The organism is Leuconostoc sp. UCMA20149 (genome assembly GCF_030400235.1).
Lineage (GTDB): Bacteria > Bacillota > Bacilli > Lactobacillales > Lactobacillaceae > Leuconostoc > Leuconostoc pseudomesenteroides.
Genome location: NZ_VJYC01000008.1, coordinates 1 through 24458, shown reverse-complemented (window position 1 = coordinate 24458; position 24458 = coordinate 1). Strand labels below are relative to the sequence as shown.

Sequence of the window (24458 nt, the reverse complement as noted above, 5' to 3'; positions counted from 1 at the left end):
CTTATGGCAGCTTTTTTGTGATAAAATTAAACCTATGAAGATTTTAGCATTTGATACAAGTAACCAACCACTGACAGTGAGTTTGGCAGAAGACGAACAAATTAAACAGATTTTTACGACCAATATAGCGCGAAATCACTCGATTCAGTTGTTGCCGGCTATTAAGTCTGCTTTGGCAAGTCAAAAATGGCAGCTACAAGAGATTGATCGGATTGTTGTGGCACAGGGACCGGGCTCATTTACTGGATTACGAATTGGTGTTACCGTGGCGAAAGTTTTAGCGGATACATTAAATACCGAATTAGTTGGTGTTTCCAGTCTTGCTATTTTGGCATCACAAATTTCTTTTAATGGTCTTGTTGTGCCATTATTTGATGCACGTAATCAAAATGTTTTTGCTGGTGTTTATCAAGAAGAAAAGTCAATTTTTCCAGAGTCTCATCAACCTATTAGTAACCTATTTGCTTTTTTGCAGACGCAACCAGGTAATATTTTATTCATGGGTGATACGACACCGTTCCTTGACCAAATTCACGACCAATTTGGTGATCGTGCGTCAGTATTGACGCCTGAAGATAGTTTACCTGAGGGAGAAAGCATCATCAAATTAGGTATTGCCGCAACGCCAACGTCTCATATTGCCAATTTCAATCCTAATTATTTACGGAAAACGCAAGCCGAATTGAATTGGCTTGCAGCCCATCCCGGTGAGGACAAGCCAGAAAATTATGTTTTTGAAGTTTAAACGACAACAGCATTTACCGTTTAATTTACCAAAATTTGAGGCACAACAGGTCGAAATTGGTGGGGTATCTTTTGCTTTGCGTCGTGCAACACTAAAAGATATCGATACTTTAATCAAGATAGAAGAAGCGGTTTATGAGGGCGTTGCACCGTGGTTATTGCGTGATTTCATGAGTGAATTATCGCGACCACATGTCCGTTTATATTTAGTCGTTGAACGTCGCGGACAAGTAATCGCTTTTGCCGGCGCAGCGTATCGCTCAGACATTGGTGATATGCATATTACTAATATTGCTGTGGTTCCAATTTGGCAGAAACACGGTATTGGTACGATGTTACTTGAATCAATTCACGAATTTGCACACAACATGCACATGTCGACAATGACATTAGAAGCGCGTCGATCTAACACCAATGCGCAGACATTATATCGTAAATTGGGTTATGAGCAAACAGAAATTAAGAAGGGCTATTATCTTGGTGACCACGAAGATGCGGTCTCAATGACATTAAATTTTGATAATCAGACGGGCAACAATTGAAGATCTTGATGACATTTGGCAATTAGCAAATGAGTCTTTTGCGCCGTCTCCTTGGCCAAAAGAAGTATTTGAGCATGAACTTGGTAGTCCACGTTCTATTTATTTTGTGACGACAGGTGGCTTTCTTGGCGCGACGCAAATCTTAGATGAGGTTGAAGTTGGTAGTTTAGGTGTTTCGCCTAAATTTCAACATCAAGGCATTGGACAAGCCTTACTGATGGCGGTCTTTGCTTTGCCTAAAACGAAGCGCGTACTTTTAGAAGTAGCTAGCACTAATACAGCAGCACAGGCACTGTATCACAAAGTTGGTTTTCAACCTTATTATCGACGAGAAAAATATTACAAAAATGGTGATGATGCCATTATGATGGAGCGAAAAATTGACTAAAATAATTGCATTTGAATCGAGTGCTGATGAAACCAGTGTAGCAGTAGTTGAAGACGGGCATATTGTGTTGAGTAATAGTGTTGCGACGCAAATCAATTCCCACCAACGCTTTGGCGGTATTGTACCTGAAGTAGCGAGTCGTCATCATATTGAGTGGATCACCAGAGTGCTTGATGATGCCTTGGCGCAAGCTCAGGTTAAACCATCTGATTTAGATGCGGTTGCAGTGACTTATGGCCCCGGTCTTGTTGGGTCGCTGCTGGTTGGATTGATGGGGGCCAAAACGTTTGCCTTGGCGCACGACTTGCCAATCATACCCGTTAATCATCTAGCAGGACACATTTCTGCTGCCAATTTTAATCAACCAATCGTATATCCAGCTATGGCCCTGATGGTTTCTGGTGGTCATACTGAATTAGTTTTAATGACATCTGAGAATAAGTTTGAAGTATTAGGTGAAACGAGAGATGATGCCGCTGGTGAAAGCTTTGACAAAGTCGGAAGGCTATTAAAACTACCTTATCCAGCCGGTAAAACCATTGATGAAATGGCACACCGAGGTAAAGCAACCATTAAATTTCCAACGGCTATGGCCCACGAAGATAACTATGATTTTAGTTTTTCAGGATTAAAGAGTGCCGTTATTAATTACGTGCATCATGCCGAACAAAAACAAGAAACGATTAATCAAGATGACTTAGCCACCAGCTTTCAAAATGCTGTTGTGGATGCGTTGATCGGTCGCACGGAGCGCGCATTACGTCATTATCCAGTTAAAAGCTTTGTTTTGGCTGGTGGTGTTGCCGCTAATTCACAATTGCGCGAGTCACTAACGACACTTTTAAATGACTTCAATGATACAATATTTATTCCAGTCCCACTGACATATACCGGCGATAATGCTGCGATGATTGGTGCTGCTGGTTACTGGAACTATAAACAAAATATCTTTGCGGATTTGGATCTTAACACGGATCCAGGATTAGATTTTGAATTGTTACAATCGTGACATCATTGTGAATATTTCACTATCTTTTCGCAAAAGCCTTAAATATATGGTACAATTACTATGCAAAAGTTCACAAGTGAAATTACTGGAGATATATTATGACGCAACAACCAAAAATACCACGCGCAACCGCTAAGCGGTTACCAATTTATTTTCGTTATCTAACTTTCTTACATGATGCTGGTACAGATCGTATTTCATCATCAGAATTAAGTGATGCCATTAAGTTCGATGCTGCGACAATTCGTCGTGATTTTTCTTATTTTGGTGCACTAGGTAAAAGAGGTTATGGATATGAAGTTAAAGCGTTACTAGACTTTTTTGCCAATGTTTTGGACCAAGATAGTTTGATTAACGTTGCTTTGATTGGTGCTGGAAATTTGGGACAAGCCTTACTTAACTTTAACTTCCATCAATCGTCAAATATGCGCATTTCTGCTGCCTTTGATGCTGATGAAAAGCGAACAGGCACTATTTTAGCCGGTGTTCCAATTTATAAAATGAGTGAATTGAAGGAACAGATTAGTGCACAGCGCATTAACATTGCGATTTTAACCGTGCCACAAGGTGTTGCTCAAGATATTACAGATCAATTAGTGAGTGCCGGCGTTAAAGGTATTTTGAATTTTACGCCTTTACGTGTCACAGTACCTGCCAACGTTCGTGTTCAAAACGTTGACTTAACCAACGAATTGCAAACGTTGGTTTACTTCATTGAAAATTACGGTTCAATTACGACAGGATTATAAGTTAAATGACAATTTTAAATTTAGATGATCAAGCAAAAGTCTCAGCATATCAAAAGTTTGTGCGTGAAAATCCAAGAGGACAAGTCACACAAGATCCACTATGGGGTGAATTGAAAGCAAACTGGAACCACGTGTATGTTTATCATGAAACAGATGGTCAAATTGATGCAGTTATGTCAGTGCTAACAGTTGAGGCCGTCCCTGGTAAAGTTTTAGCTTATGCTGGACGTGGACCGGTTGCCGATATCGAAGATGTTGATTTAATTAAGGAGTTGATTAAGGAAGCTTTAGCAGCCTTACCAGATAATGTCTTCTTGTTGAGAATGGACCCTGAGGTACAGTATTCTGATGAGTTGAATCAAAAATATCTTGATGCAGGTTTCCAAACGCGTAATACGCAGGTTACACACATGCATGGCAATATTCAACCACGCAAGAATGTCGTCTTATACTACGATGGTCGTGGTGAAGGTGCTACGCCAATTACCAATGAAGATGAATTGATGTTACATTTCAAACCTAAACTTCGTAATGATATCAGACGTGCATTTCGCGATGGTGTGACAATTACATTTGGTGATAGTGAAGATGACGTTCGGGCGTTATTTGATACCTACGTGGCAATGGCAAAAAACCATGGTATTACCCACAGACCATTAGACTACTTCCTTCGTATGCAAAAATTGTGGGCAGGGACAGGATTATTCCGTGTCTACTTGGCTCATTTTGAAGGACAAGTGATTGCTGGTGGTTTAGGCTTTGCTTATGGTGATGAAATTTGGTACATGTATGCCGGTTCTTATCGCGAATTTGGCAAACATAACGCACCCGCTGCCATTCAATATGAGATGCTTAAATGGGGATTGTCGCTGGGCAAAGTCGAATATGATTTTGGTGGCATTGGTGAATTTGATGTTTCTGATGGGCTTTATAAGTTCAAACATGAATTTGCTTATCACGATCCTAATGCTGAATATATCGGTGAACTTGATTGGGTCGTTGACGAAGAAGGTTATAAAGATTACCTCAAACAATTTGATTGATTAAAAAAACGCCTACTGGCGTTTTTTTAGTGCAGTAATTAAGGACCTAATATTCAACAATCGTGTGTCAATTCTTGACAATACCAAACAGGGTTATACCGAATTCGAGCTAACTACAAATGTAATCATTACAAAAGGAGATGAATCATCAGCGTAACTATTTTAAGTGAATAAGATGATACAATGGCTTGAGCAAAGAAATATGCTGATTTTAAAGGCATGAGTGTTACAGGTTTAATAGCTTACTTGATCGAAGAAGCACGCCAAGATGATGAAAAGAAATAGATTAAATTATTCCTTTTTCGTTTGTTTTAGGATTTACACGAACGTAATTGTCCGCAGATAACTGCAATAATTCAGTATTACGTTATTTAAATCGAGATGCGCTTGTGCTTGGTTGTGCGAATGGATTATGCTTCAAAATAAGCTGATAAAGGCTATAAATGACGTAGAGAAAAAGCCGGCGGTCGATTACTTCGAATCGGCTCATTTCTATCAATACTATAATGATACACTACCATATTTGCACAAATCATCATTTTTTGATAACCTGCTATAAAAAGAGGATGATTAATTCATGTATTTTGATTTTGACGAACTGGTGTCGAATTATGGCACCAAAACAGCTGTTATTGTGGAAGGGGAAAAATTTAATTATGACGAATTGGCTCAATATGCTCGTGAATTGCTAAAACAATATTCTTTTAAAAAAAAATACATTGTCTTAATTGCTGATGAAAGCCTGTTATTTATTGCTCAATTTATTGCTACCCACTACGCTAAACGTGTGCCTGTTGTAATTAGTAAACATGATGTAGATAGAATCGATAAAATACTGCTTAGAGTGGCAAATCAATGGCAATTTATAACAGATCATGATAACAATGATAATGACCAACAATATAATGATAATAACTATTTATTTTGTGGGGCAACATCTGGTACTACTGGAACACCAAAAATTTATCAACGGAATTGGCAATCTTGGCAACGAGGTTTTGAAATTTGTAATGAAATATATAAACTAGATGAGTATTGTTTTCTGACAACCACAAGTCCAATGTCAACATCACTTGGAATGCACACACTACTGTTGAGTTTATACTTGGGAAAAGCCTTCCAAATTTTTAATAAGTCATCAAAGCAAACAAGTGGCATAAAAACGTTGCTTTTCACTGTGCCTACCTATTTGTCGTCTGGAATTAAATATGAGCTTAACTATTATAATATTTTGGGTGTTGTGTCTTGTGGTGGCGAAATATCGAATCAATTGGTAGCAAAATGGCGGGCACAACATCCACAAATTAAATTATATGAATTGTATGGCTCTTCAGAAACGAGCCTAGTTGCTTGGCAGTTGCTTAATCGTGGTAAGAAAGATGGCTGTGTAGGACAATTGTTTCCTGATGTAAATGTTAGTTTTACCAACAACGAAGAATTAATAGTGCAAAGTCCTTATTTATTTAGTGGATATATTGGTGATGATTTTCGGAATTCGGTCATTACAGACGATGTTGGGACTTTACAAAACAATCTGTTATTCATTCACGCGCGAAAAAGTGATGTTATTAATCACGGTGGTAATAAAGTTTATCCTAGTGAAATTGAAAAGTATTTACAAAAATATTTAAATGAAGTAGTTGTTTTTGGCGCGCCTAATGTGATTTACGGTGAAAATATTATTGTGATGACGACAACTCATTTAATAGACACAGAAAAATTAGATAAAATTTTAGCTAATGTTTTACCAGCATATAAATTACCTTCAAAATATATTAGTGTTGATAAAATTCCAAAAACTGACAATAATAAGATTTCTAGACAACAAATACTATATTTATATGAACAAGGAAAAATTCAATGAGAAAAATAGTACCAAAAGCGGTTATTGTTAGCGCTAAAAGATTGCCAATAGGAAAAATTAACGGCATTTATGTCAACAAAACACCAGAAGAGCTATTTTCACAATTGATCCAACAGCAAATAGCAACCGTCCCTCATTGGTCAAAGAAAGAGATTGATCAAGTCATTTTAGGTAACGTTACTAATTTAGGCGGTAATTTGGCCCGAAGGTGCGCTTTAGCAGCACAATTACCAGTTGCCACACCGGCCTATACTATTGATTGTCAATGTGCATCTGGATTGATGGCTGTGATATCTGGCGTTCAAAGTATTGTTAGTGGGGATGCAAGATTTGTTTTGGCAGGTGGAGTTGAAAGTACATCAACTGCCAACCCTATTATAGATAGTCAGACAAATAAGCGAATGCAGCGCTTTCCTATGGTGCCCAAAGGGCAATTAGATTTAGACATGGGTATTATTGCAGAAAATATGGGTGAAAAATACCATATTTCAAGAAACATGCAAGATGAATACGCCTACAAAAGTCACATGAAAGCTAAAAAAGCATTTGAACGAAAAGAAATAATTCAAGAAATTATACCTTTTGATCTTGATCAACACATAGTTGATCAAGACCAATGTCCACGTTTTAATACTTCCGTGGAACAATTGGCTCAACTTAAATCGGCTTTTCGAGAACATGGGACAGTGACAGCGGGTAATAGCTGTCCAATCAATGATGGAGCAGCTGCAACATTTTTAAGCGACTGTCATCAAGTAAAAGATGCGCAAGGGTATTATTTAGATCATGCTACAGTAGGTGTTGCCCCCAATGAGTTTATAATTGCTCCCATAATGGCGACAAAAAAGCTATTATCACAGCTTCATCTAACCATATCTGATATTGATGTAGTTGAGCTGAACGAAGCATTTGCAGTGCAAGCCATACTATGTTGTGATCAACTCGGCATTTCAGAGAAGCAACTGAATCCTTTGGGTGGTGCACTAGCGTATGGTCATCCTTATGGGGCAACAGGTGCCATTTTGGTATCACGTTTATTAAATAGTTTAAACCGTTTGCATCGGCCGGCTCTAGGGATTATTACATTGTGCGTTGCGGGCGGCATGGGTGTCAGTGTTTTGATTGGTAATAAATTTTGGCAAAAATGACTGTGGATTATTATAAAACCACAGCATTCACTTCGATTAAGTTGCTCTTATAATTAGATGCTTATTAACATTAAAAGTTGACGATTATTCTCCATGGTGATAATCGTCAACTTTTTTTGATTGATTCAAAAATTAGTATTAGGAGGTTGTAGGAATTGTCCGAGACATACATATGCCAGAAAAATTCTTTGGTAGTTAAAAGCTATTTCTGTTGTACGGTCCTTGTTCTGGAAAATTTTTGGCAGGTCGTTTTTGGCAGTAATGTCAAGAGATGGTATAATAATAAAGTTTTAAGCAAACAGCATATATAATGTATAATACTGCGGCTTTATCACGTTTTTAATTTAATATACTGACTAAATTGCATATATATTTCATACATAGTTGGGGAAAAGTTGGGAGCTAGAAGAGGCTTATGATTTTTTCCATTGCGTCTGTTTGCCCTTCTTTAGTACCGTTATTATAATACAATGACATATCAATTTTTGAATGGCCCAGAATGTTTGCGATGTCTTTAGGATTCAATCCGGGTATACCGAAAGCTATGGTTGAAAATGCATGTCTCATTTTGTGTGGCCAAACATGTATATTCGTTTCGCGACTTATGATTTTGAATATTGTTGATAGCTCAGAATATCGTACTTGTTTTGCTAAATGATTGACAAATATCAGATTATTTTTTGACATGATCAAGTTGTTAGATGCATATACCAACTTCGACTGTTGAATGCATTGCTGTAGATGTTCTTCAATAATCGGTGGCATTGGGACCCAACGATTTGATGAGGAGGTTTTTGGTGTGGAAACTTGGCCATGTATATTGATAGTTTCAAAAATGCCTAACATGTTTTGTTTGACATACTTAACTCTTATCCCCATAATCTCTTCGTGACGTAGTCCAATAAGTGTTAACAAAGCCATTGTTCTTTGTTGGAGTGTTAATCTTTCTGAATCTTTAATGAAATTGAAGACAGTGTTAAATTCTGAACGTGTAATCGAAGTGTCCCTGGAGGGCGAGCCAGATACTTTTATCTTTTGTATAGGACTTTTGCTTATTACATCATTTAGAACTGCATCAGTAAATACTCCTGCAACAAGACCGTTAAGTAAGCGCATGTAATTTTTTGAATATCTTTTTGTTTTTGCGTACTTAGTAATCCATGATTGATAGTCTAGACGTGTTACGTCCTTTAATTTAAACTCTCCCCACGTAGGAAATACGTTTCTTTCAAACATATAAGTACTTTGTTTATATGTTGTATAACGCCAAGAACCATTGTCAATTTTTTCCTGGCAGTATTGGTTGAAATATTCGTATACGGTGATGTTTTTGTTATTAAAATTTGTTGAAACTTGATTCAAGAGATCTTGTTTAGCCGCCCTAGCTTCGTCAAAAGATCTAAAACCGTTTTTTTCAATGAATTTCTTTTGGTTGCGTACGGTAATTGAAAATTTTATTCGCCATTTTTTGCCTTGTGTAGTTATATAGCTTTGTATTTGTGGGTCTCGTCGTTCTTTCTTATATGTGTACCTCATTTTTTGTTATCCTTCCTGTATTTTAAACGATAGCAAGGTGTTTAACTAGGAAGTAGGGCAGTTTATAGTCATGACCATGTGGACTAATATCGAGATAAATTAAAGATAATATTAGAATATTTTTAAGCTTTTTTTTTTAAAGAACAACCACTCCAAAAATTGATGTTTCATGGTTGGCATTAATGGGCATATCATCATATTTTTTATTGAGTGAAACAAACCGTGCGCCACTATCATCACTAACAAACTTTTTGACATAAGCTTGCTGATCATAGTTTGCAATAACAATTTGTCCTGAGCGAATATCGGTTCTTTTTTTGACAAAAATTATCTGCTTGTCTTCAAATAAGGGTAACATCGAATCACCATTGACGATAACTGCATAATCATGATCAGGCACGATACCGTCATATGAGATGGTTTCTCGATATTCGTCACTCAAATATTCTCCTGTGCCAGCAGAGACGGCACCGTATAGTTCAATATCTTGTTTCGGACGCTTAAAAAGTCGTGGTTGACTATTTTGTAGTTGGTATTGGTGCTCGCTATAAGCTAATACCTTTTTTTGGCGGGTAATAGAGAGGTTGGCTAAAATGGCATTTACCTTATCACTAATATTTAACGAATTTTCGGATTCGATAAGGGTTGATTTTGGCACACCAAAATATTTTGACATCATTTCAATTTTATCAATTCGCGGATAAGTATTGCCTTTTATCCAGTCAGTCAGTGTTGTGTAACTAATTGCTAAATCGTCGGACATTTTGTTGCGTGTTACACCCTTTGATTTCATTAGTCGAGAAATATTTTGCGACATAATTTTTTTATTGCCTAATGAGCTCATAACGTTGACCTTTCAAGTGATTTTATATTAATATTATACGGCCAAACCGTAAATAAATCAAACCAAACTAGTCTCGATCATTATTTTCTATTGACATTACGATTTAACCGTAATATAATAAGGTTGTTCAGAAAGGAGAAGACATGAAGGTAACGTTGAAAGCTCTTCGAGCTAACTTTAATCTAAACCAACGTGAAATGGCTCGAATTGTTGGTATTTCTAAACGAACTTGGCAAAATTATGAACAGGGGAGAACTGTTCCCAGTACAGCCGTACTTAGGAATATTGAGAAATATTTTAATGTTAGTTATGATGAGCTTATTTTTTGTCCTGGAAAACGGTTTAATCGTAATAAAGATCCGGTCATACAGTATATAGAAAGTTAGGAAGTAGTAATCCATTGAGATAGCAAGGTATTTTATGGCTGAAGTTGAATTAAATGATGTAATAGATAATATGGAAAAATTGTTTTCTCAACAAATAACAGAACTTGACAAGCTTCATCGTCAAAATGATGTGATTGTATGGAAATCTGATAGCCAAGCTGCCGCAGAAACAGGTCTTGGTAGAACGTATTTTTCTCGTATTAGATATCAGTTACCGCACATTGAGATAGAAGATGCAGCCACCGGTGTTAAATCAACTGTCTATCCTAAGGCAGCGGTAAAAAAATGGTTAGAAGATCACATTGAGTATTATCATTAAATTTTGTAACTAGTAGAATCACAAGTTTAATTGTGAAATAAAAAAGGACACATAAGTGTCCCCAAATAATTGAATATCAAGTTACAAAGATAACCATCATTCGTTTAAAAGTTTGCACCTTTAGCATAACGGTTTTTGATGGAAAAAACAATAATTTGTTAAAAATTAAGGTTAAACATGGCAAGTTATTGTTGAAATTGTAGCGATAGTTACGGAGGGTCGATTGATTTCGGGTCGCAGCGTTACTTTGATTTGAGTTCTGACGTTGCACTATTAAAACACCGTAATCGTCTGGTTGATGTCAGGGGATCCAAGGACAATGAGATAAATAGAATATCAATGGTGTCCGAGAATAAGGTTTTATTCGATTTTAGGTTTATTTAGTGTGCCATGAAGCAGTGTGAATGTGGAGCGTGCAATTTGTAGCTAAAGATCAAAGTATAGTTACATTTTTGATTTTAATTTTTATAAGATAATAAGTTTTTTGATGATGGAGTTTAGTGAAAGAAAGGACGATAATGATGGATGATGACAAACAAAAATTTGTTCTCGTCGTACGTAGTGATTATCAACGTCTCATGACATCAAGGGAACATGCAGAATTGTTAGCTGATTTAAAGCCATTGGCTGGTAAGTATGAGTTCCATGTGTCGGTTGAGACTAAAATTTAATGTATTGTTGCTAAGAACATTTTGGTTATTTAATCTAGAGTGTTCTTTTTATTTTGATTAAGAAAGCGAGTTTTGATTTTTATGAGTAAGATGTTGAAGTTGTTACCTGAAAAGGGTAACTTGAAGTTTTTGTATTTAGGAACACCTGATAATGGACGACCACAGTTTTTGATTGAAGGTTCAGACGCTGATGCCTTGACTGTTACACCAGTTGGTAAGTTGCCAGAGGGTTTGAAGCCAAAAGATGTTGTGAATTTTGAAAATATGACGTTAGATTTGGTGCCAATTGGTGGTTCACGGACTAAGGTTTCTGGTTTGACCGCTGTTATTAAGAAAGAGAATGAAACAGTAGCGACTACCTGGGCAAATGAGTCAGCGCGTACTATGGTTGTGGTTAAGGGTGAGTATTTCCCTGTTGTTGATACAGATTTCTTTACGGGTTCATTTATGTATGGTGCCACTCGTGATGTCTTTGAAACTTTGAATTATCAGGAACAACAAGATCGTGGTTCCCGTGTTGGTGATTTGATTGCTAAAGATGTTCGTGTGAGTGATGAAAATGGTAAGGCATTAACAGTTCGTGTTCCTGTGGGCGTATTCCCAGAGGGTGCATTTAAGCCATTTGATAAGGTTGAATTTGAAAATTTGGTGGTATCGTTGTTTGACGGTTCAACTAATGATGATCCAGATCAAGATGTTTTGTTCTTCTCTGCTAGTGGCATTTCAAAGGCAAGCGCTGACAATAAGCCACAAACACCTGCTAAGCCCGCTGAAAGCAAAGCAAAGTAATGTTAGGAAAGGGGTTAATCAATGAGTAAATTATTTCCCCGTGGTTTCCGTGTTCGTTATTGGCATAGGCATTTAAGGCGTGATGTGTTTATTGCGATTGGACTGGTGCCAGTTGTCATATTTTTGATCACGATTATCTTTCGGTTACTTGCAAGTATGCCACCTAGTAAAGGGCTGGTAAGTTTCACAAAAGCACTGGTCACACAAGTTGATTGGTTTGCTTTTGTGAATAGTTTGTTACCAGGGCTTTATGTAACTTTGATTGCTATGGTGGTCTTAGTGCTTGGTGCTAGTTACTGGTATTGGAAGACTTATCAATTTCAAGGCTTCTGGGCGACTATTTTTCGTTTAGAACGCTTATCTAATTGGTTGATTGCTAATCAATATTATTTAGTCAAGGAAGTTGATGAAAAAGAACACCGTTTGAGTTTCAATTTGAGTGGTGAGAAAGGTGGTTGGCATTGGTAAAACAAAAAATTAAGCTGCCAAAAGTCAGTTTAAAGAACAATGGAAAGGTTGGTTTCTCAATCTATTTACCAATGGACGGACAAAAGTATCAAGATCGTTTTCGTGATCGACGTATTTCACAGCCTATGTCGGCTATGTTGTTTGCTGACGGTGTGGGAACAAATGACATTTTTGGGTTTAAGTCATTTGACTTTATTTCTAATCCGTTGGGATTACGCTTAGGGCTATCTGACATGACCATAACAGATCATACGATTGAAATTATGAAAGGTGTGGTTTGGGATTATGAAAAATATCCCCAGGCACTTATTTCTGGTGATACGGGTTCTGGTAAATCATTCTTTTTGTTTAGTTTGCTGAATGGTCTGATTAAAAGTGGTGCGATTGTTGATGTTGCGGATCCAAAAGAGACTGATTTATCAGTGCTTGGTAAAACTGCTTCACTTAAATATCGTGTGTCTTATGGTCGTGACCGTATTCTAAAATCGTTTTATCGTTTTTATCTGGAAATGATTAAGCGTGGTCGTGAATATCATGATTTGTTGAATGATAATTTAGAAGAAAATGTTGGGAACTATCGTAAGTATGGATTGAAACCACATTTTTTTGTTTTTGATGAATTTGGTGCGTTCGTTTCTGGTTTGAAATATAACGAAAGTGAAGCGATCCAGCAAATATTGGGACAAATTACTATGTTAGGTCGTCAATTAGGTTACTTTGTAGCTATTGCTATGCAGAAACCAACAGCTGATACGATTGGTAGTGCGTCTCGTGATCAATTTCAATTCCGTGTGGCACTTGGTAAGATGAAATCTAGTGGACTGACTATGATGTTCCCTGATGATGTTGACGAAGTGCAATTTAAGGAACTCTCAAAGAATTTAAAGGGTTGGGGTTATTTAGCTATGACACCAGGGCAAGCAAGATCGTTTTTTGCGACTGTTATTCCTAAAGATTTTGTTCCGTTTAAATATTTTGATGAATTAGGTCAGCAATATCCAGCAAATCCAGTTGAGCCAATGGGTGAAATTAAGGACTTTTTGGATAGTAAAAGCGCTAAATATGTAGAATTGAACTTTTAGTTAGTCCCTATTAGTTATTTGGCAGGTCTAATTTGATTTAGTGATTGTAGGCAGTCGGGGTACATGAGGCGTTAAGCAAAGCACTTACGGCACGTTGACCCTTTTCAGCCATGGAACAGCTCTGCTGTGGAAAAGGAAGCGCCCAGCTCTGCTGGTGCGCGACTGGTGGCGTTTGAAAAGGGGATTACGTGCCGTTGTGTCTTTGTAGCCGATTGTGCGCTGAATAACGTACAATCATTTGATCAAATTTGCCAATCCCCCAAATTACTAATAGGGGGGGTAAATTTACAGAAAAGCCAACAGGCAAAAAGCCCTCATTCTTACGGGGCGTTGATTTACAGCGATTTAAAAGCAGTGTGTAAATTTGTTTTTAAATTAAAAAATAGTGATAAAAAATAGGTTTAATATTAAATTTGACTAATAAAAACAGAAAAGAGGTTATTGAAACAGGATTTGTTATATCAATATCTTGGTATTCTACCAAATGAATTATATGGCACAACGCATAATACAGGTTATGCATTTTTATTTGGTCATTTTCTTGACGAACATGTCATTGATACACGGGTATATCAAGTTGCATTAGATAAATTACCCCCAGCGCTTGCATTGGGGACTATCGTGGATCCAGAACAGGTCTACCAGAAAGGAGAGGGTGATTGGTACATGACGTTTGCTACAAAGTCTGTTGATGAAAAAATGGATCGTATGCAGGTTTGGGACGTTATTTACAAACAAGTAAAACATGTCAGAGAGATATTTTAAGTTAGATTATGAAGTTACTAGAGGAATTGATTTAGTGGCGTTTCGTAAAGAGTTAGATTTATCGCAGGTTCAAATTGCTTTGTTTCTTAATGTTTCACGGTCAACTTACATCAAAAAAATTGAAGCTAGTGATGAAGTGATTGCCAGATTATTGAATGCTGATCAAAGGCATACGTTAAGAGTGCTGTTGAATGCAGACGGTATGAGTTTATGGCTGGATTATTTAAGTATTTCGTTTAAAATGCGTACAGCGGAATGGCTAGTCAAGACGCTTTTACAGTCAGGATATGATTTATTTATCCAACGTGACGGTGGACGTTTTGGTTACTCAATTACCTACGCTTTTGCAGGGCAAGCCTTTATTACGGTTTATGGCAAAAAAGACGCGCCAGAGAGTTTGATTACGGTATCAGGACAAGGCATACGTATTTTGGAAAATATGCTCATGCAACAGGATAGAAATATCTTTGATTTTCTAAGTCTTGCTTTGGATAACGGTGGTCATGTGACACGAATTGATTACGCTTTTAACGATATGGAACGAATTTTTAATATTTTCGATCTCTACAAGATTGTTGAAGCCAAACGCTACACGCAAAAATTTAGAAGTGAGCCAACCTTTATTGGTAATGGTCAATCGGGTGGTGCAACCATGTACTTTGGTTCTCGTAGTGGTCAAGTGTTCTTTCGTTTTTATGAAAAAGACAAGGAACAAGCAACTAAACGGCATATCCCACATGAAGACATTGGGATTAAAAACCGTTATGAAATTGAATTAAAACAAGATCGTGCACAAACATTAGCCCAGCACCTTGTCAAAACCCGCAAAGTCGGACCCGAATTATTTGCTTATTTGCAAGAGTACGTCAGATTTTATGAGGTGCCTGTCGATAAAATGGATAAGAAAGAAATTGACAAGTTACAGCAATGGGCGCCGTGGCGTGCCTTTTTGCAACAGGCTAGTGTTGTTGAGTATGTTGCGCAACCAGTCGATTTATCTATGGCGCGTTCACTTGATTGGTTTATCACCCAAGTTGCACCAACGCTAAAGGCCTTGATCTTATATTTTGGTCAAGAAACGATAGATGAAATTATTGATGACGCAGAATTAAGTCCGCGTCAAAAGAAATTATTGTCAGTTGCTGAAAAGGTCAACTTACCTTTTTAAAAGTTAAAAATTGGAGGACACACAGATGTCAGAACAAGGAACACAATTCAAAAAAGCACTTAGCGCTACTGCAACCGAAGTCGCTAATTTTAAGGCATTGTCAAAAATTGAAGACACTAATTTGTATGCTGCTGTGAACAAAGCTAAGGAAATCATGGAAAATGATCCAAAGTGGAGTGATTTAATTGGTGATGATCTTGCTAGCTTACGCCGTAACTTGTCTGTGTTGAACAAACAATACAAGTCATTGCCAAAGGTGGCGGATAACGTTATCAATTTAGCCGAGGAAATTACGCAAAAAGTAGATCGGTTTGGGGGTATGTAAAATTTGTGTTTGATAAGTTAAAGTCAATCAAAAAAGGTTATGTCAAATCTCGTGATAAACCTGATCAATCATTGCCTTATGCTAAAGTCCAAAAACGGGGCAAATGGATTAGGCGTTTTGTTAAAATTGCCCTGGTGTTAGTTGGATTGAGTGGTGCGGTTGCCTTTATTAAAGCTAGTAACGTGAGCCAAACTAATCATAAGCTGATTGCTAAGATGAAAACGTATGATGATAAGCTAGAAAAAGCTAGTATGGGACAAAGTGTTTATTCACCTAGTCTTAATCGCTATGCACAAGGCTTTTTTCAAACCTATTTCACACAATCAGATAATGATGATGATAAGCAAAAACGTTTGAAACCCTTAAAAAAGTATTTTGCACCAAATATTAGTAGCACCATTTATGATAATCAGGACTCCCAAAAAGAGACGTATGTGGGATCCAGATTATTAAATACGTTTACCAAAAATGACGTGAAGATTGCACAATATCAAGTCGGCTATACCGTTGGCAATGATAAAAATACAATTATTCGCGTTTTTAATTTGCCTTTTGCTCAAAAAGCAGGGCAGTACACTGTTTTGGCGTTACCTTATGCCACAACCGAACAAGATATTGTCGGTCATGTTGGCAAGATTGATCAAGATGACACCAATAATGCCACGTTGGCAAGCAGTGATAAAATTCAAAAGTTTGTACAAGCTTTTAGTGAGAAGTATGTGAGTTCAAAAGCTAGTGATATGTCGTTAATCATGAAAGAGCCAGAGGGACTAGAGGGACAATACGCTGTTAAGAGTATTGATCAAGTTAGTGTTTCAGGTTCAAAAGCTAACATGAATATTAAGTACCTTTTGACATTGACAGATACAGAAACAAAGCTTGAACATTCAGAACAGATTACCTTGACCGTTTCGCCAAACGGATCAACCTATTATGTGGTTAAAATGATCCATACACAAGGCGGTCTACTAAATTAAGAGGAGGTTATGATGAAAGCAATCGTAACAAATTTTATGTTTCAAATTCCCACAGGATCCATTAGTTTTACAGGTCTTCAACAAGAAGTAGCTGGCTGGGTGTCAGCTGGTATTGCTATGGTTATTATGTACTTAGTACTTAAACATTTTACCAAAGGGTCAATTGGACAATTAGTAATCAGTATTGCAATTGGTGGTTTAGTCTACTTTGTTGTTAAAAATCCAGATACTGTCCTTAATTCTGTTGGTGGTATCTTTAAAAATCTATTTAGTTAATATGGCAGAAGTTTATAACTATCAAAAGGCGTTGAAGCAAGATATTGTTATTCGCAAAATTTCAGAAGATAAGAGTTTACCTGTTGGCATTAGTTTGAAACCAGCGGTTATATTTATAGCTTCGTTTATCGTGATTTATTTTATTTTGCATGAGCCTTTGCAAGCCTTTTATCGTTCTAATTCAGACTTAGGTAAATTAGTTTATGTGGGTGCATACATTGGCATGCCTATCGGGATCGTCTCTTTATCAAATAGAGTGAAGCCTGACGGCTTAGGACTAGTGCAGTATGCCGTTTCAATCGCGACATTTGGTATTAAAAGAATACTCAATCGAACGGTTTATTATCATGATCATGTTTTGCCGACTGGTTATTTTGAAGCTAGTCACATGGCAGACACGCCTATTATTATTCAAAAATCTAAAAGTCGTGATTGACGTTAAATATCAGAAAGGATAAGCGCTAAAAATAGCGCTTTTTAATTACAAAATTATGGAAAATTCAAAGACGTACAAGTTGTATAAATCAGGTAAGTTGTGGGTGATTGGGGCCGTTGCAGTAGCTGGTGTTGCTGTGAGTGCTACCACCACACAAGTAAGCGCTGATACCGTTTCAAACGCTGATACACAAGCAGTGACAGCGACTGATACCACGCAAAATGATAAGCAAGTGCAATTGACTGCTTCATCAACTGATCAGGCTAAGACTGATGATACGGCAAAGGCTGACACTGTTTCTTCAACCGCTGAAAAAAGTACAGTGCCAACAACTGCTGGTACTAGTGTGACACAAGACCAGGCAAAGGATAGTGTCGATAAGGCACAAGATACAGTTAAAAATGACGCAGATACGGCTTCAAAAGCTGGTGTAGATGTCACAACTGGTAAGACAACTGATGTCACAATCAATGATGACAACGCTTCATCAAAAACAAATGAAGTGCTATCTGATTTGAACAAGCAGGATCAAGCAGTGAAAGACGCTACAGCAAAGCAACAAGCTAATGATCAAGCCTATGATAAAGCAACAACTGATCAAAAAGACGCTACGACAAAGGGACAGGCAGATATTGACAAGTCAACTTCTGATTTAGATAAAGAAGTTGACAATGCCAAGCAGGCAGGAATTGATGTCAGTGTTGAAGTGTCAAAGACTGCTCCAGAATACAAGTCATTGAAAGGACTTGAAGGGCAGGACTTGTTAGACGCAATGGCTTATAACATTGACTTGTACAATAAAGCGATTGCGGACGGTGTGGCAACTCAAAATCAAGACGCACAAACATTGGCTAACTTGACGGCTGAATATCAAAAGCAAGTCGCTGATTATCAAGCCAAAAAGGCAGCCGTTGATAAGGCAAACGCTGATAAAAAAGCAGCTTATGATAAGGCAGTGGCAGAGTTTGAAAAAGCGGTTAATACCGAAATTAGTATGAGTGCTAAGACACAAACGGACGCTTCAAGCGGTCAATACAAAACCTTTATGACTTCTACTGTTAATCAAAAGACAGGCGAATTTACGCTTGAACACGATATGAATGACGGTGTGCATGTGATTGGTCATGGTGTTTTGAAAGGTAAGGTTAATTGGAAAGTCGTTGCCAATGGTGACGGCTCAGAAACAATCACCGTTTCATCAATTGAGTTGTACTCATACACCTATACGAACTATTATCAAAACTCGGCTGTTAATCAAAACATTAACTTCCATGTTTATGATTTGAATGGTAAGGAATTGTTCTCTGTTTATCATGACGGCAATACGACCTTTACTAAGAACATCAACTCAACGACTGCAATTAACAAGACGTTTACTTTGGCACCGAATGCGACAAGTTCGGCTATTCAATTCCTAACCGTTGATGATAACTGGATTTGGAACACTCATGGTCAAGTTGATTGGCAGATTAAAAATACTAATGTCGCACCAAAGTCACCAACGTATGAACAAGAGCCAACAGCACCAGTTGCCCCAAAGGCAAGTGTTCATAAGATTACTGTAGCAGATATGCCAACGGCTGATAAGCCACAGGTACAAAAAGTGGATGTGCATTATTACAACATCAAAAAGACACCTAAGGTTGAAAAGACAGTAACGCCTGCAACACCAGCCACACCAAAGGCAGTTGAGACGGCAAGTATTTTGCCACATACCAATGCTAAAGAGCAAGGTAGCGGTGCGGTATTAGGTATTATGGCAAGTATTGCTAGTCTAGGTTTGCTTGGTGCAATTAGCAAAAAGTTTAAGAAACAAAACTAATTAGATTAACTGCTGGTCGTGACGTTATCACAGAATATAGCCAAATGGGGTGTGAAGCCCAAATAATGTAAAAGGGGGCAGTTATGTCATTGAGTACTAATCAGGAAGTGAAGAAACGTATCAATTACTTACAGTCACAGTTAGATTTAGTTGATATGGCAGTGCATTCGTTACCTATTTTGGTGGCTAATGTTGAAAATCATCAAACGGTAGAACAGTGTAATGAAGCAATTGATACATTCACAAAAGATTTACGCCAATTGTATCGTGATTTGTCTTTGTTTAAAGATATTAAATTTTAAGAAATGGAAGTATGGGAAATGCAAAAACAACTTTTAATCGCAGGGTCAGTGCTTGGGGCTTTGGCATTAGGTCATCAAGCAGTCAACGCTGATACTGTACCAACAACTGATACTAGTACCGCACAATCAGTACAAGCCACTTCTACTGTATTGCCACAAGTAAAAGCAGTCGCCTTAACGTCTAGTGTTGATCCAGTGGCAAGTACGACATCATCAAGTGATGATGTTTCAGATAATGATGATAGCAATTTGCCAGGTGGCGACACAGGTTCAAGTTCATCATCAGACAATGGTGGATCGAGTTCATCGGATGATAATAGTGGTACTGATACGCCAACACCAACACCAGGTGATGATGATGATAATGGTTCAACATTGCCAGATGATAATGGTGGATCACATTCATCAAGTGATCAAGGTGGCTCATCATCAAATAATGGTGGGACAGATAATTCAAACGCTGGTGGATCGAGTTCATCAAGCTATAATAACACAGTACCTTTGACACCGACAACACCTGATAAGAATGATAATGGTGAAACTAATCATGTTAAACCAGTTGAAGTAACGCCTGATAGCACTGGTAATGTTGTTTCAGTCCCAACACAAGTCGCTAGTGTTCCTAGTGTCGCCCGTACTGTTGAAGCCTATAATCAAGCGTTAACAGCTAATGATAAGGACGCTAGCAATGCTAAGGTGGTTGAAGCAAAGAAAAAGCTAGATGACGCTGTTGCTAAAGCCTTACCAGAAACACATGCAACACAAACAAAATCATCAATTGGCATTTTAAGTGCTATTTCAGGCATTTTGGCAATGACAGGCGCATTGGCATTGATATTCAAACGTTTTAAAAATTGATGAGTTCGCACCTAAAGGGGGTGTTTTTTTAATGATTAAGTTTAGTGAAATTAAAATATTTGTTGGCGCTGTGAATGTACCGTCTCTTGGTCAGTGGTTTACATTGCCAGTGGCACCTAGTCGGGTAACACAAGTTTTAACTGAAAAAGGCGCGATTGGATCAGATACTGGTAACAAAGAAATCATGATTAGTGATTATGAAGCACCATTTAAAATAGATCCTTATGAGTCAATTGTTAAGCTCAATAACATGGTTGAGAGCGCTAAAAGAGCGGTTGAAGATGGTGTTGATGAAAAAACTCTAGCTGATTTATATGATCAAGGGTTAGTCTTACTTGACAACACAATTGATAATCAAGTTAAGAATTTAGTGATTATTAAGGCAGAAGATGAAGATGACTTAGCCAACGAAGTGATCGCAAGGCGTGGTGGTGTTGGTCAACTATCCAATGATGAGATTGAGACCTATTTTGACTTTAAGAAGTACGGACATGATCTGATTTTGGGTGGTGATTTCACGAAGCTACCTCATGGCGATTATGTAGAGTTGTAGTGTTAGTTGCCGAATTTAAAGCGATATATAATGCTTATCTCTATGACCTTAATGTCACTGATATTAAGTGGACGTATCTCAAAACTACCCTTGAATTGCGCTATTTTGATGCGAACGGTTTAATTCAAATCAGGTGGCGTATTAAGAATGGTTTTGTGTTGGAAGATACAAAAAAAGTGATTGTCTATTAAAAAAGACCACTGATGATGAGGTCAGTGGTCAAAAATGGGTAAGAAAAGTTAGCATTATATTTTGTAAAACGAAAAGAGAGCTTCTTACCCAACAGAAACGATTATACACCTAAATAGAGAAAATAATCACATGAGTTAATGTCATTAAAAAAAACTACTGTTGATGCGACAACAGTAGTTAAGTTAGTTAAGTCATTGGATGATGAAAACGTCATATATTCATAAAAGGAAGATTTCAGATATTTTTGAGCGTTGCTGACAAACTTAACTAACTGATTTATATTATAACGCTATTGTCAATTGAAGATACTACAAAGCTTTGACTTTGTAGGTACATAACAAATAAAAAATAAGGGGACATCAATGAAACTAGCAGTACCATTTAAAGCCGTCAAAGATAATATTTTATTAACCCAGGACAATCAAGCTTGGGCGTATTTTAACATTGAAGCACTAAGTATTTCAGATAATGATGAGGAGGGTATTTCAAAACGACAGACACAATTGAGTTTGTTATTTGATCGTCTCGCTGATTTTGAAGATTTTGAGTTGCGTCTTTATAATCGTGATTTAGATTTGGTTAATCGTTATAAAGAGTTACAGCCCTCTTTGGCAACAGATATGGGTGATACACCCGTTCAAATGATTGTAGATGAAATTAGTGCAATCACTGCTACTGGTGTCTCACAAACAATTGAGCGCTTTGTTTTGGGTATTAAATTACATAATCAAAATTCTGGTAAAGTGATTAAACAAGCCACTAATGCTATGAATAATTTTGTAGATGAGTTGGCTGGTTGGTTTAATTATGAAAAGCCATTTGATGAAAAATTGTTTGATGACTTTAGACCTAGTGAAAAAAAGGCTTATGAAAAAGTTGGTTATTTGGATCATACTAGGCGTTTGACCACTGATGAATTAGTGCATTTAATGCGTAATAATTTTATCCAGGGACAGCTACATGATTTTAGAAAAGTCGGACAAGAACGTGATATTTTCAAATTAAGTGATACGGTGATTGATGACGGGGCAGTCAGTGGCTACGTTAAATTGGTTAATGATGACAATGTGCGTTATGTTGCCAAATTAGTGTTATCGACAACGCCAGAAAACATCACAGGCTTTCATTTATTCCGACTAGTACAAAATATGAGTTATCCAATCGACATCAATTTCAAAGCACATTATTATAAGTCTGAGGGTATCTATGGCTTATCGGTTCGTGCTGGTCAATCGTTAAAGACTGCTAGTAATAATGTGAAAGAGCGTTATCAAGCAGAGGGATTTTCTTCTAGTAAAGATGATAATACGGTTGAAATTGCCGAAGTGCTAAACGATCATATTTCAGAAAAGAAAAACTTCTTTTCAACTTTAGTGACGTTTACGGTATCAGCGGAAGATATTGAAACGCTACATGATCGTGTTGCTAATTTAATAGAATCATTTAGGAGTATTGACGTAAATATTGTGAAACCAATCGGTGAACAAAAACGTCTTTTCTATTACGATTTAATGGGGTCTGATGTGTCCCAAAACCGCTATTGGGTACAATTATTGACCAGTGAGGGTATCGGTGAGTTGTTGTTTGCGGTCAATCAACAAGTTGGTAGTAATATTGGCTTTTATATTGGACGTGGTGCGCCAAAAACAGTTGCCAATAGCACCCAAGACGCATTAGACAGTTCAAAGCGCTTGGTCTTTTTTAATCCGTTGATTACCAACGAAATTTTAGACGGATCCACCAGCACAACCAGCCCTAATATTATGATTACGGGTAAAACAGGTAGAGGAAAGTCTTACCTCACTAAAATTATTTTGAAAATTATTCAACTTTCAAATGCCAAAGCAATCTATTTTGATCCTAAGCAGGAAATGCGTAAATGGTATTCAGCGGTATTAAATGATCAGACCTTTAAAGAAGACTATCCAGATGAATATACATTATTGAATAATGTGCGTTTTGTGACGCTTGATGTTTCTGATAATACAAACTATGGTGTTTTAGATCCCTTTATAGTGATTGATGTTCGTCATACAATGGGACAAACGCAGTCAGGCGAAGAAAGCTTAAAAGCGACGGTGCAAGAAATTTTTAAACAAATTTACCGTGATTATGGTTCGTTAATTGCCGAAACAGAATTAGATCTAGCCATTAATAAAATTATTCAAAAACGACAAGCTGGTGAAACAGTTGGTATGTTAGATGTGATTGAAGAATTAGCCAAAAATGAAGATGATGACGTGAAGCATTTAGCTAAGTTTTTGTCAGGAAAGGTCACTCGTAGTTCACTATCATTGGTCTTTTCACATGGTGAAAGTGAGGGTTTGAAGTTAAATAATCGGATCACTATTCTTGAAACAGCAGGATTGACATTGCCACAACATGACAAATCGACACAGGATTACACTGAGTTTGAGGTGGCAAGTATGATTGTGATGACGGTGTTAGGGGTCTTTAGTCGGACGTTTGCGACACGGGATTATGACGAGAAAACGGTTGAAATATTTGATGAAGCCTGGACGTTTACAACGTCTGATATTGGTATTCGTATTTTTAATGAAATGGCACGTATTGGACGTTCTGCCAATAACTTGTTAATTCCCGTGACACAATCAGTTCATGATGTTAAAAGTGATAATTTTGGTGTTTTATTTGCCTTTGATGAGGATAAGGAACAGCCAGATATTTTACAACATATTGGCTTACCAGTTAATGATGACAACATCAAAGAATTAGGCAATATGGTCATGGGACAGTGTTTCATGAAAGATATTTATGGACGAGTTGAAAAAATAACGGTTGATGAGCCATTGGTTGCTATGCAACGTTCCTATCAGACGGTTAAAGCTGGTGACACGGCACAAGCCGAAAAAGCTTATCGCTAATATGTTAAAATAGAACAGTCGATAGTGATGTGAACCCGATAACTTGGACAGAATAAAAATCTGTTCAGAAAGTTATCGGGTATTCTTATGTCTAAATATTCAAATGCATTTAAACTAACGGTTGTCAAAGAATGGCTGTCTGGTCAAACTGGTTTACGTACGTTAATCAAAAAATATGATATTAAGAGTAACCAAGCAATCTCTGAGTGGCGAGATGAGTTTCTGATAACTGGATCAATTGGGTCTAAAAATCACAGAGTCTATTCACCAGAATTCAAAATGACCGTATTGAATTATCGTGTAACACACTCACAGAC

At 37.3% G+C, this 24458-nt stretch carries 28 protein-coding genes and 1 pseudogene; 27 read left to right on the top strand and 2 right to left on the bottom strand.

Annotation, left to right across the window (positions count from 1 at the left end; genetic code table 11):
- The first annotated feature begins 34 nt into the window (after positions 1-34).
- The 8 genes from tsaB (at position 35) to FF105_RS07405 (ending at position 7487) form a co-directional block, all read left to right on the top strand.
- Complete coding sequence (gene tsaB / locus FF105_RS07440) at positions 35-745, top strand: tRNA (adenosine(37)-N6)-threonylcarbamoyltransferase complex dimerization subunit type 1 TsaB (protein WP_010278088.1); 711 nt, start codon at positions 35-37, stop codon at positions 743-745.
- Complete coding sequence (gene rimI / locus FF105_RS07435; RefSeq protein ID WP_010278087.1) at positions 729-1286, top strand: ribosomal protein S18-alanine N-acetyltransferase; 558 nt, start codon at positions 729-731, stop codon at positions 1284-1286. The genes tsaB and rimI (FF105_RS07435) overlap by 17 nt, the downstream gene beginning before the upstream one ends.
- Positions 1261-1674, top strand: coding sequence for a ribosomal protein S18-alanine N-acetyltransferase (rimI, locus tag FF105_RS07430; protein WP_010278085.1), 414 nt, complete (start codon positions 1261-1263; stop codon positions 1672-1674). The genes rimI (FF105_RS07435) and rimI (FF105_RS07430) overlap by 26 nt, the downstream gene beginning before the upstream one ends.
- The gene (gene tsaD, locus FF105_RS07425; RefSeq protein WP_010278083.1) at positions 1667-2683 is read left to right on the top strand and encodes a tRNA (adenosine(37)-N6)-threonylcarbamoyltransferase complex transferase subunit TsaD; all 1017 of its coding nucleotides are present in this window, start codon (positions 1667-1669) and stop codon (positions 2681-2683) included. Before rimI (FF105_RS07430) ends, tsaD begins: the two co-directional genes overlap by 8 nt.
- 98 nt (positions 2684-2781) lie before the next feature.
- Positions 2782-3432 carry a redox-sensing transcriptional repressor Rex gene (locus FF105_RS07420; protein ID WP_004914549.1) on the top strand — a complete coding sequence of 217 codons (651 nt, stop codon included), beginning with the start codon at positions 2782-2784 and terminating at the stop codon, positions 3430-3432.
- Between the two features lie 5 nt (positions 3433-3437).
- Positions 3438-4475 (top strand): lipid II:glycine glycyltransferase FemX, encoded by a 1038-nt coding sequence (locus FF105_RS07415; protein ID WP_010278082.1) that lies wholly within the window; start codon positions 3438-3440, stop codon positions 4473-4475.
- 577 nt (positions 4476-5052) lie between these two features.
- The gene (locus tag FF105_RS07410; protein ID WP_147651189.1) at positions 5053-6339 is read left to right on the top strand and encodes an AMP-binding protein; all 1287 of its coding nucleotides are present in this window, start codon (positions 5053-5055) and stop codon (positions 6337-6339) included.
- Positions 6336-7487: a thiolase family protein gene (locus FF105_RS07405; RefSeq protein ID WP_147651191.1), complete on the top strand. Its 1152-nt coding sequence runs from the start codon at positions 6336-6338 to the stop codon at positions 7485-7487. The genes FF105_RS07410 and FF105_RS07405 overlap by 4 nt, the downstream gene beginning before the upstream one ends.
- Before the next feature lie 402 nt (positions 7488-7889).
- Here the strand turns inward: FF105_RS07405 and FF105_RS07400 are convergent, their stop codons facing one another.
- Both FF105_RS07400 and FF105_RS07395 read right to left on the bottom strand, forming a co-directional pair.
- Positions 7890-9023: a tyrosine-type recombinase/integrase gene (locus tag FF105_RS07400; protein ID WP_290046564.1), complete on the bottom strand. Its 1134-nt coding sequence runs from the start codon at positions 9021-9023 to the stop codon at positions 7890-7892.
- A 136-nt stretch (positions 9024-9159) separates the two neighbouring features.
- On the bottom strand, positions 9160-9840 hold the full coding sequence (locus FF105_RS07395; protein ID WP_290046563.1) for a S24 family peptidase: 681 nt from the start codon (positions 9838-9840) through the stop codon (positions 9160-9162).
- Positions 9841-10010: 170 nt separating this feature from the next.
- On the opposite strand from FF105_RS07395, the gene FF105_RS07390 reads away from it, so the two are divergent.
- From FF105_RS07390 to FF105_RS07300, 19 genes and pseudogenes are all read left to right on the top strand, one after another.
- The gene (locus tag FF105_RS07390) at positions 10011-10253 is read left to right on the top strand and encodes a helix-turn-helix domain-containing protein (protein WP_290046561.1); all 243 of its coding nucleotides are present in this window, start codon (positions 10011-10013) and stop codon (positions 10251-10253) included.
- Positions 10254-10287: 34 nt separating this feature from the next.
- Positions 10288-10572, top strand: a complete 285-nt coding sequence (locus tag FF105_RS07385) for a hypothetical protein (RefSeq protein WP_290046560.1) — start codon at positions 10288-10290, stop codon at positions 10570-10572.
- A gap of 518 nt (positions 10573-11090) precedes the next feature.
- The gene (locus tag FF105_RS07380; protein WP_290046558.1) at positions 11091-11243 is read left to right on the top strand and encodes a hypothetical protein; all 153 of its coding nucleotides are present in this window, start codon (positions 11091-11093) and stop codon (positions 11241-11243) included.
- Between the two features lie 81 nt (positions 11244-11324).
- The gene (locus FF105_RS07375; RefSeq protein ID WP_228934926.1) at positions 11325-12032 is read left to right on the top strand and encodes a hypothetical protein; all 708 of its coding nucleotides are present in this window, start codon (positions 11325-11327) and stop codon (positions 12030-12032) included.
- A 21-nt stretch (positions 12033-12053) separates the two neighbouring features.
- The gene (locus FF105_RS07370) at positions 12054-12500 is read left to right on the top strand and encodes a hypothetical protein (RefSeq protein WP_290046556.1); all 447 of its coding nucleotides are present in this window, start codon (positions 12054-12056) and stop codon (positions 12498-12500) included.
- A complete protein-coding gene (locus tag FF105_RS07365; protein ID WP_290046554.1) occupies positions 12494-13582 on the top strand; it encodes an ATPase, T2SS/T4P/T4SS family in 1089 nt (362 codons plus the stop codon). The genes FF105_RS07370 and FF105_RS07365 overlap by 7 nt, the downstream gene beginning before the upstream one ends.
- Positions 13583-13708: 126 nt before the next feature.
- Entirely contained in the window at positions 13709-13981 is a 273-nt protein-coding gene (locus tag FF105_RS07360; RefSeq protein WP_290046552.1) for a hypothetical protein, read from the top strand.
- A 42-nt stretch (positions 13982-14023) separates the two neighbouring features.
- A complete protein-coding gene (locus FF105_RS07355; RefSeq protein WP_228934918.1) occupies positions 14024-14347 on the top strand; it encodes a hypothetical protein in 324 nt (107 codons plus the stop codon).
- Positions 14328-15515, top strand: coding sequence for a replication initiation factor domain-containing protein (locus FF105_RS07350; protein WP_290046550.1), 1188 nt, complete (start codon positions 14328-14330; stop codon positions 15513-15515). The genes FF105_RS07355 and FF105_RS07350 overlap by 20 nt, the downstream gene beginning before the upstream one ends.
- Positions 15516-15540: 25 nt before the next feature.
- Positions 15541-15840, top strand: a complete 300-nt coding sequence (locus FF105_RS07345) for a hypothetical protein (protein ID WP_004903385.1) — start codon at positions 15541-15543, stop codon at positions 15838-15840.
- A 5-nt stretch (positions 15841-15845) separates the two neighbouring features.
- Positions 15846-16817 (top strand): conjugal transfer protein, encoded by a 972-nt coding sequence (locus tag FF105_RS07340; RefSeq protein ID WP_290046547.1) that lies wholly within the window; start codon positions 15846-15848, stop codon positions 16815-16817.
- 12 nt (positions 16818-16829) lie between these two features.
- A complete protein-coding gene (locus tag FF105_RS07335; RefSeq protein WP_099045090.1) occupies positions 16830-17093 on the top strand; it encodes a TcpD family membrane protein in 264 nt (87 codons plus the stop codon).
- A 1-nt stretch (position 17094) separates the two neighbouring features.
- Positions 17095-17529 (top strand): TcpE family conjugal transfer membrane protein, encoded by a 435-nt coding sequence (locus FF105_RS07330; RefSeq protein ID WP_228934912.1) that lies wholly within the window; start codon positions 17095-17097, stop codon positions 17527-17529.
- Between the two features lie 55 nt (positions 17530-17584).
- The gene (locus FF105_RS07325) at positions 17585-19351 is read left to right on the top strand and encodes a KxYKxGKxW signal peptide domain-containing protein (RefSeq protein WP_290046545.1); all 1767 of its coding nucleotides are present in this window, start codon (positions 17585-17587) and stop codon (positions 19349-19351) included.
- An 83-nt stretch (positions 19352-19434) separates the two neighbouring features.
- Positions 19435-19653, top strand: coding sequence for a hypothetical protein (locus FF105_RS07320; RefSeq protein ID WP_228934907.1), 219 nt, complete (start codon positions 19435-19437; stop codon positions 19651-19653).
- An 18-nt stretch (positions 19654-19671) separates the two neighbouring features.
- Entirely contained in the window at positions 19672-20511 is an 840-nt protein-coding gene (uasX, locus tag FF105_RS07315; RefSeq protein ID WP_290046543.1) for a serine-rich aggregation substance UasX, read from the top strand.
- A gap of 31 nt (positions 20512-20542) precedes the next feature.
- The gene (locus FF105_RS07310; protein ID WP_290046542.1) at positions 20543-21064 is read left to right on the top strand and encodes an antirestriction protein ArdA; all 522 of its coding nucleotides are present in this window, start codon (positions 20543-20545) and stop codon (positions 21062-21064) included.
- Between the two features lie 554 nt (positions 21065-21618).
- Entirely contained in the window at positions 21619-24141 is a 2523-nt protein-coding gene (locus FF105_RS07305; RefSeq protein ID WP_290046541.1) for an ATP-binding protein, read from the top strand.
- 87 nt (positions 24142-24228) lie between these two features.
- A pseudogene (locus FF105_RS07300) lies at positions 24229-24458 on the top strand (helix-turn-helix domain-containing protein); the annotation flags it as partial.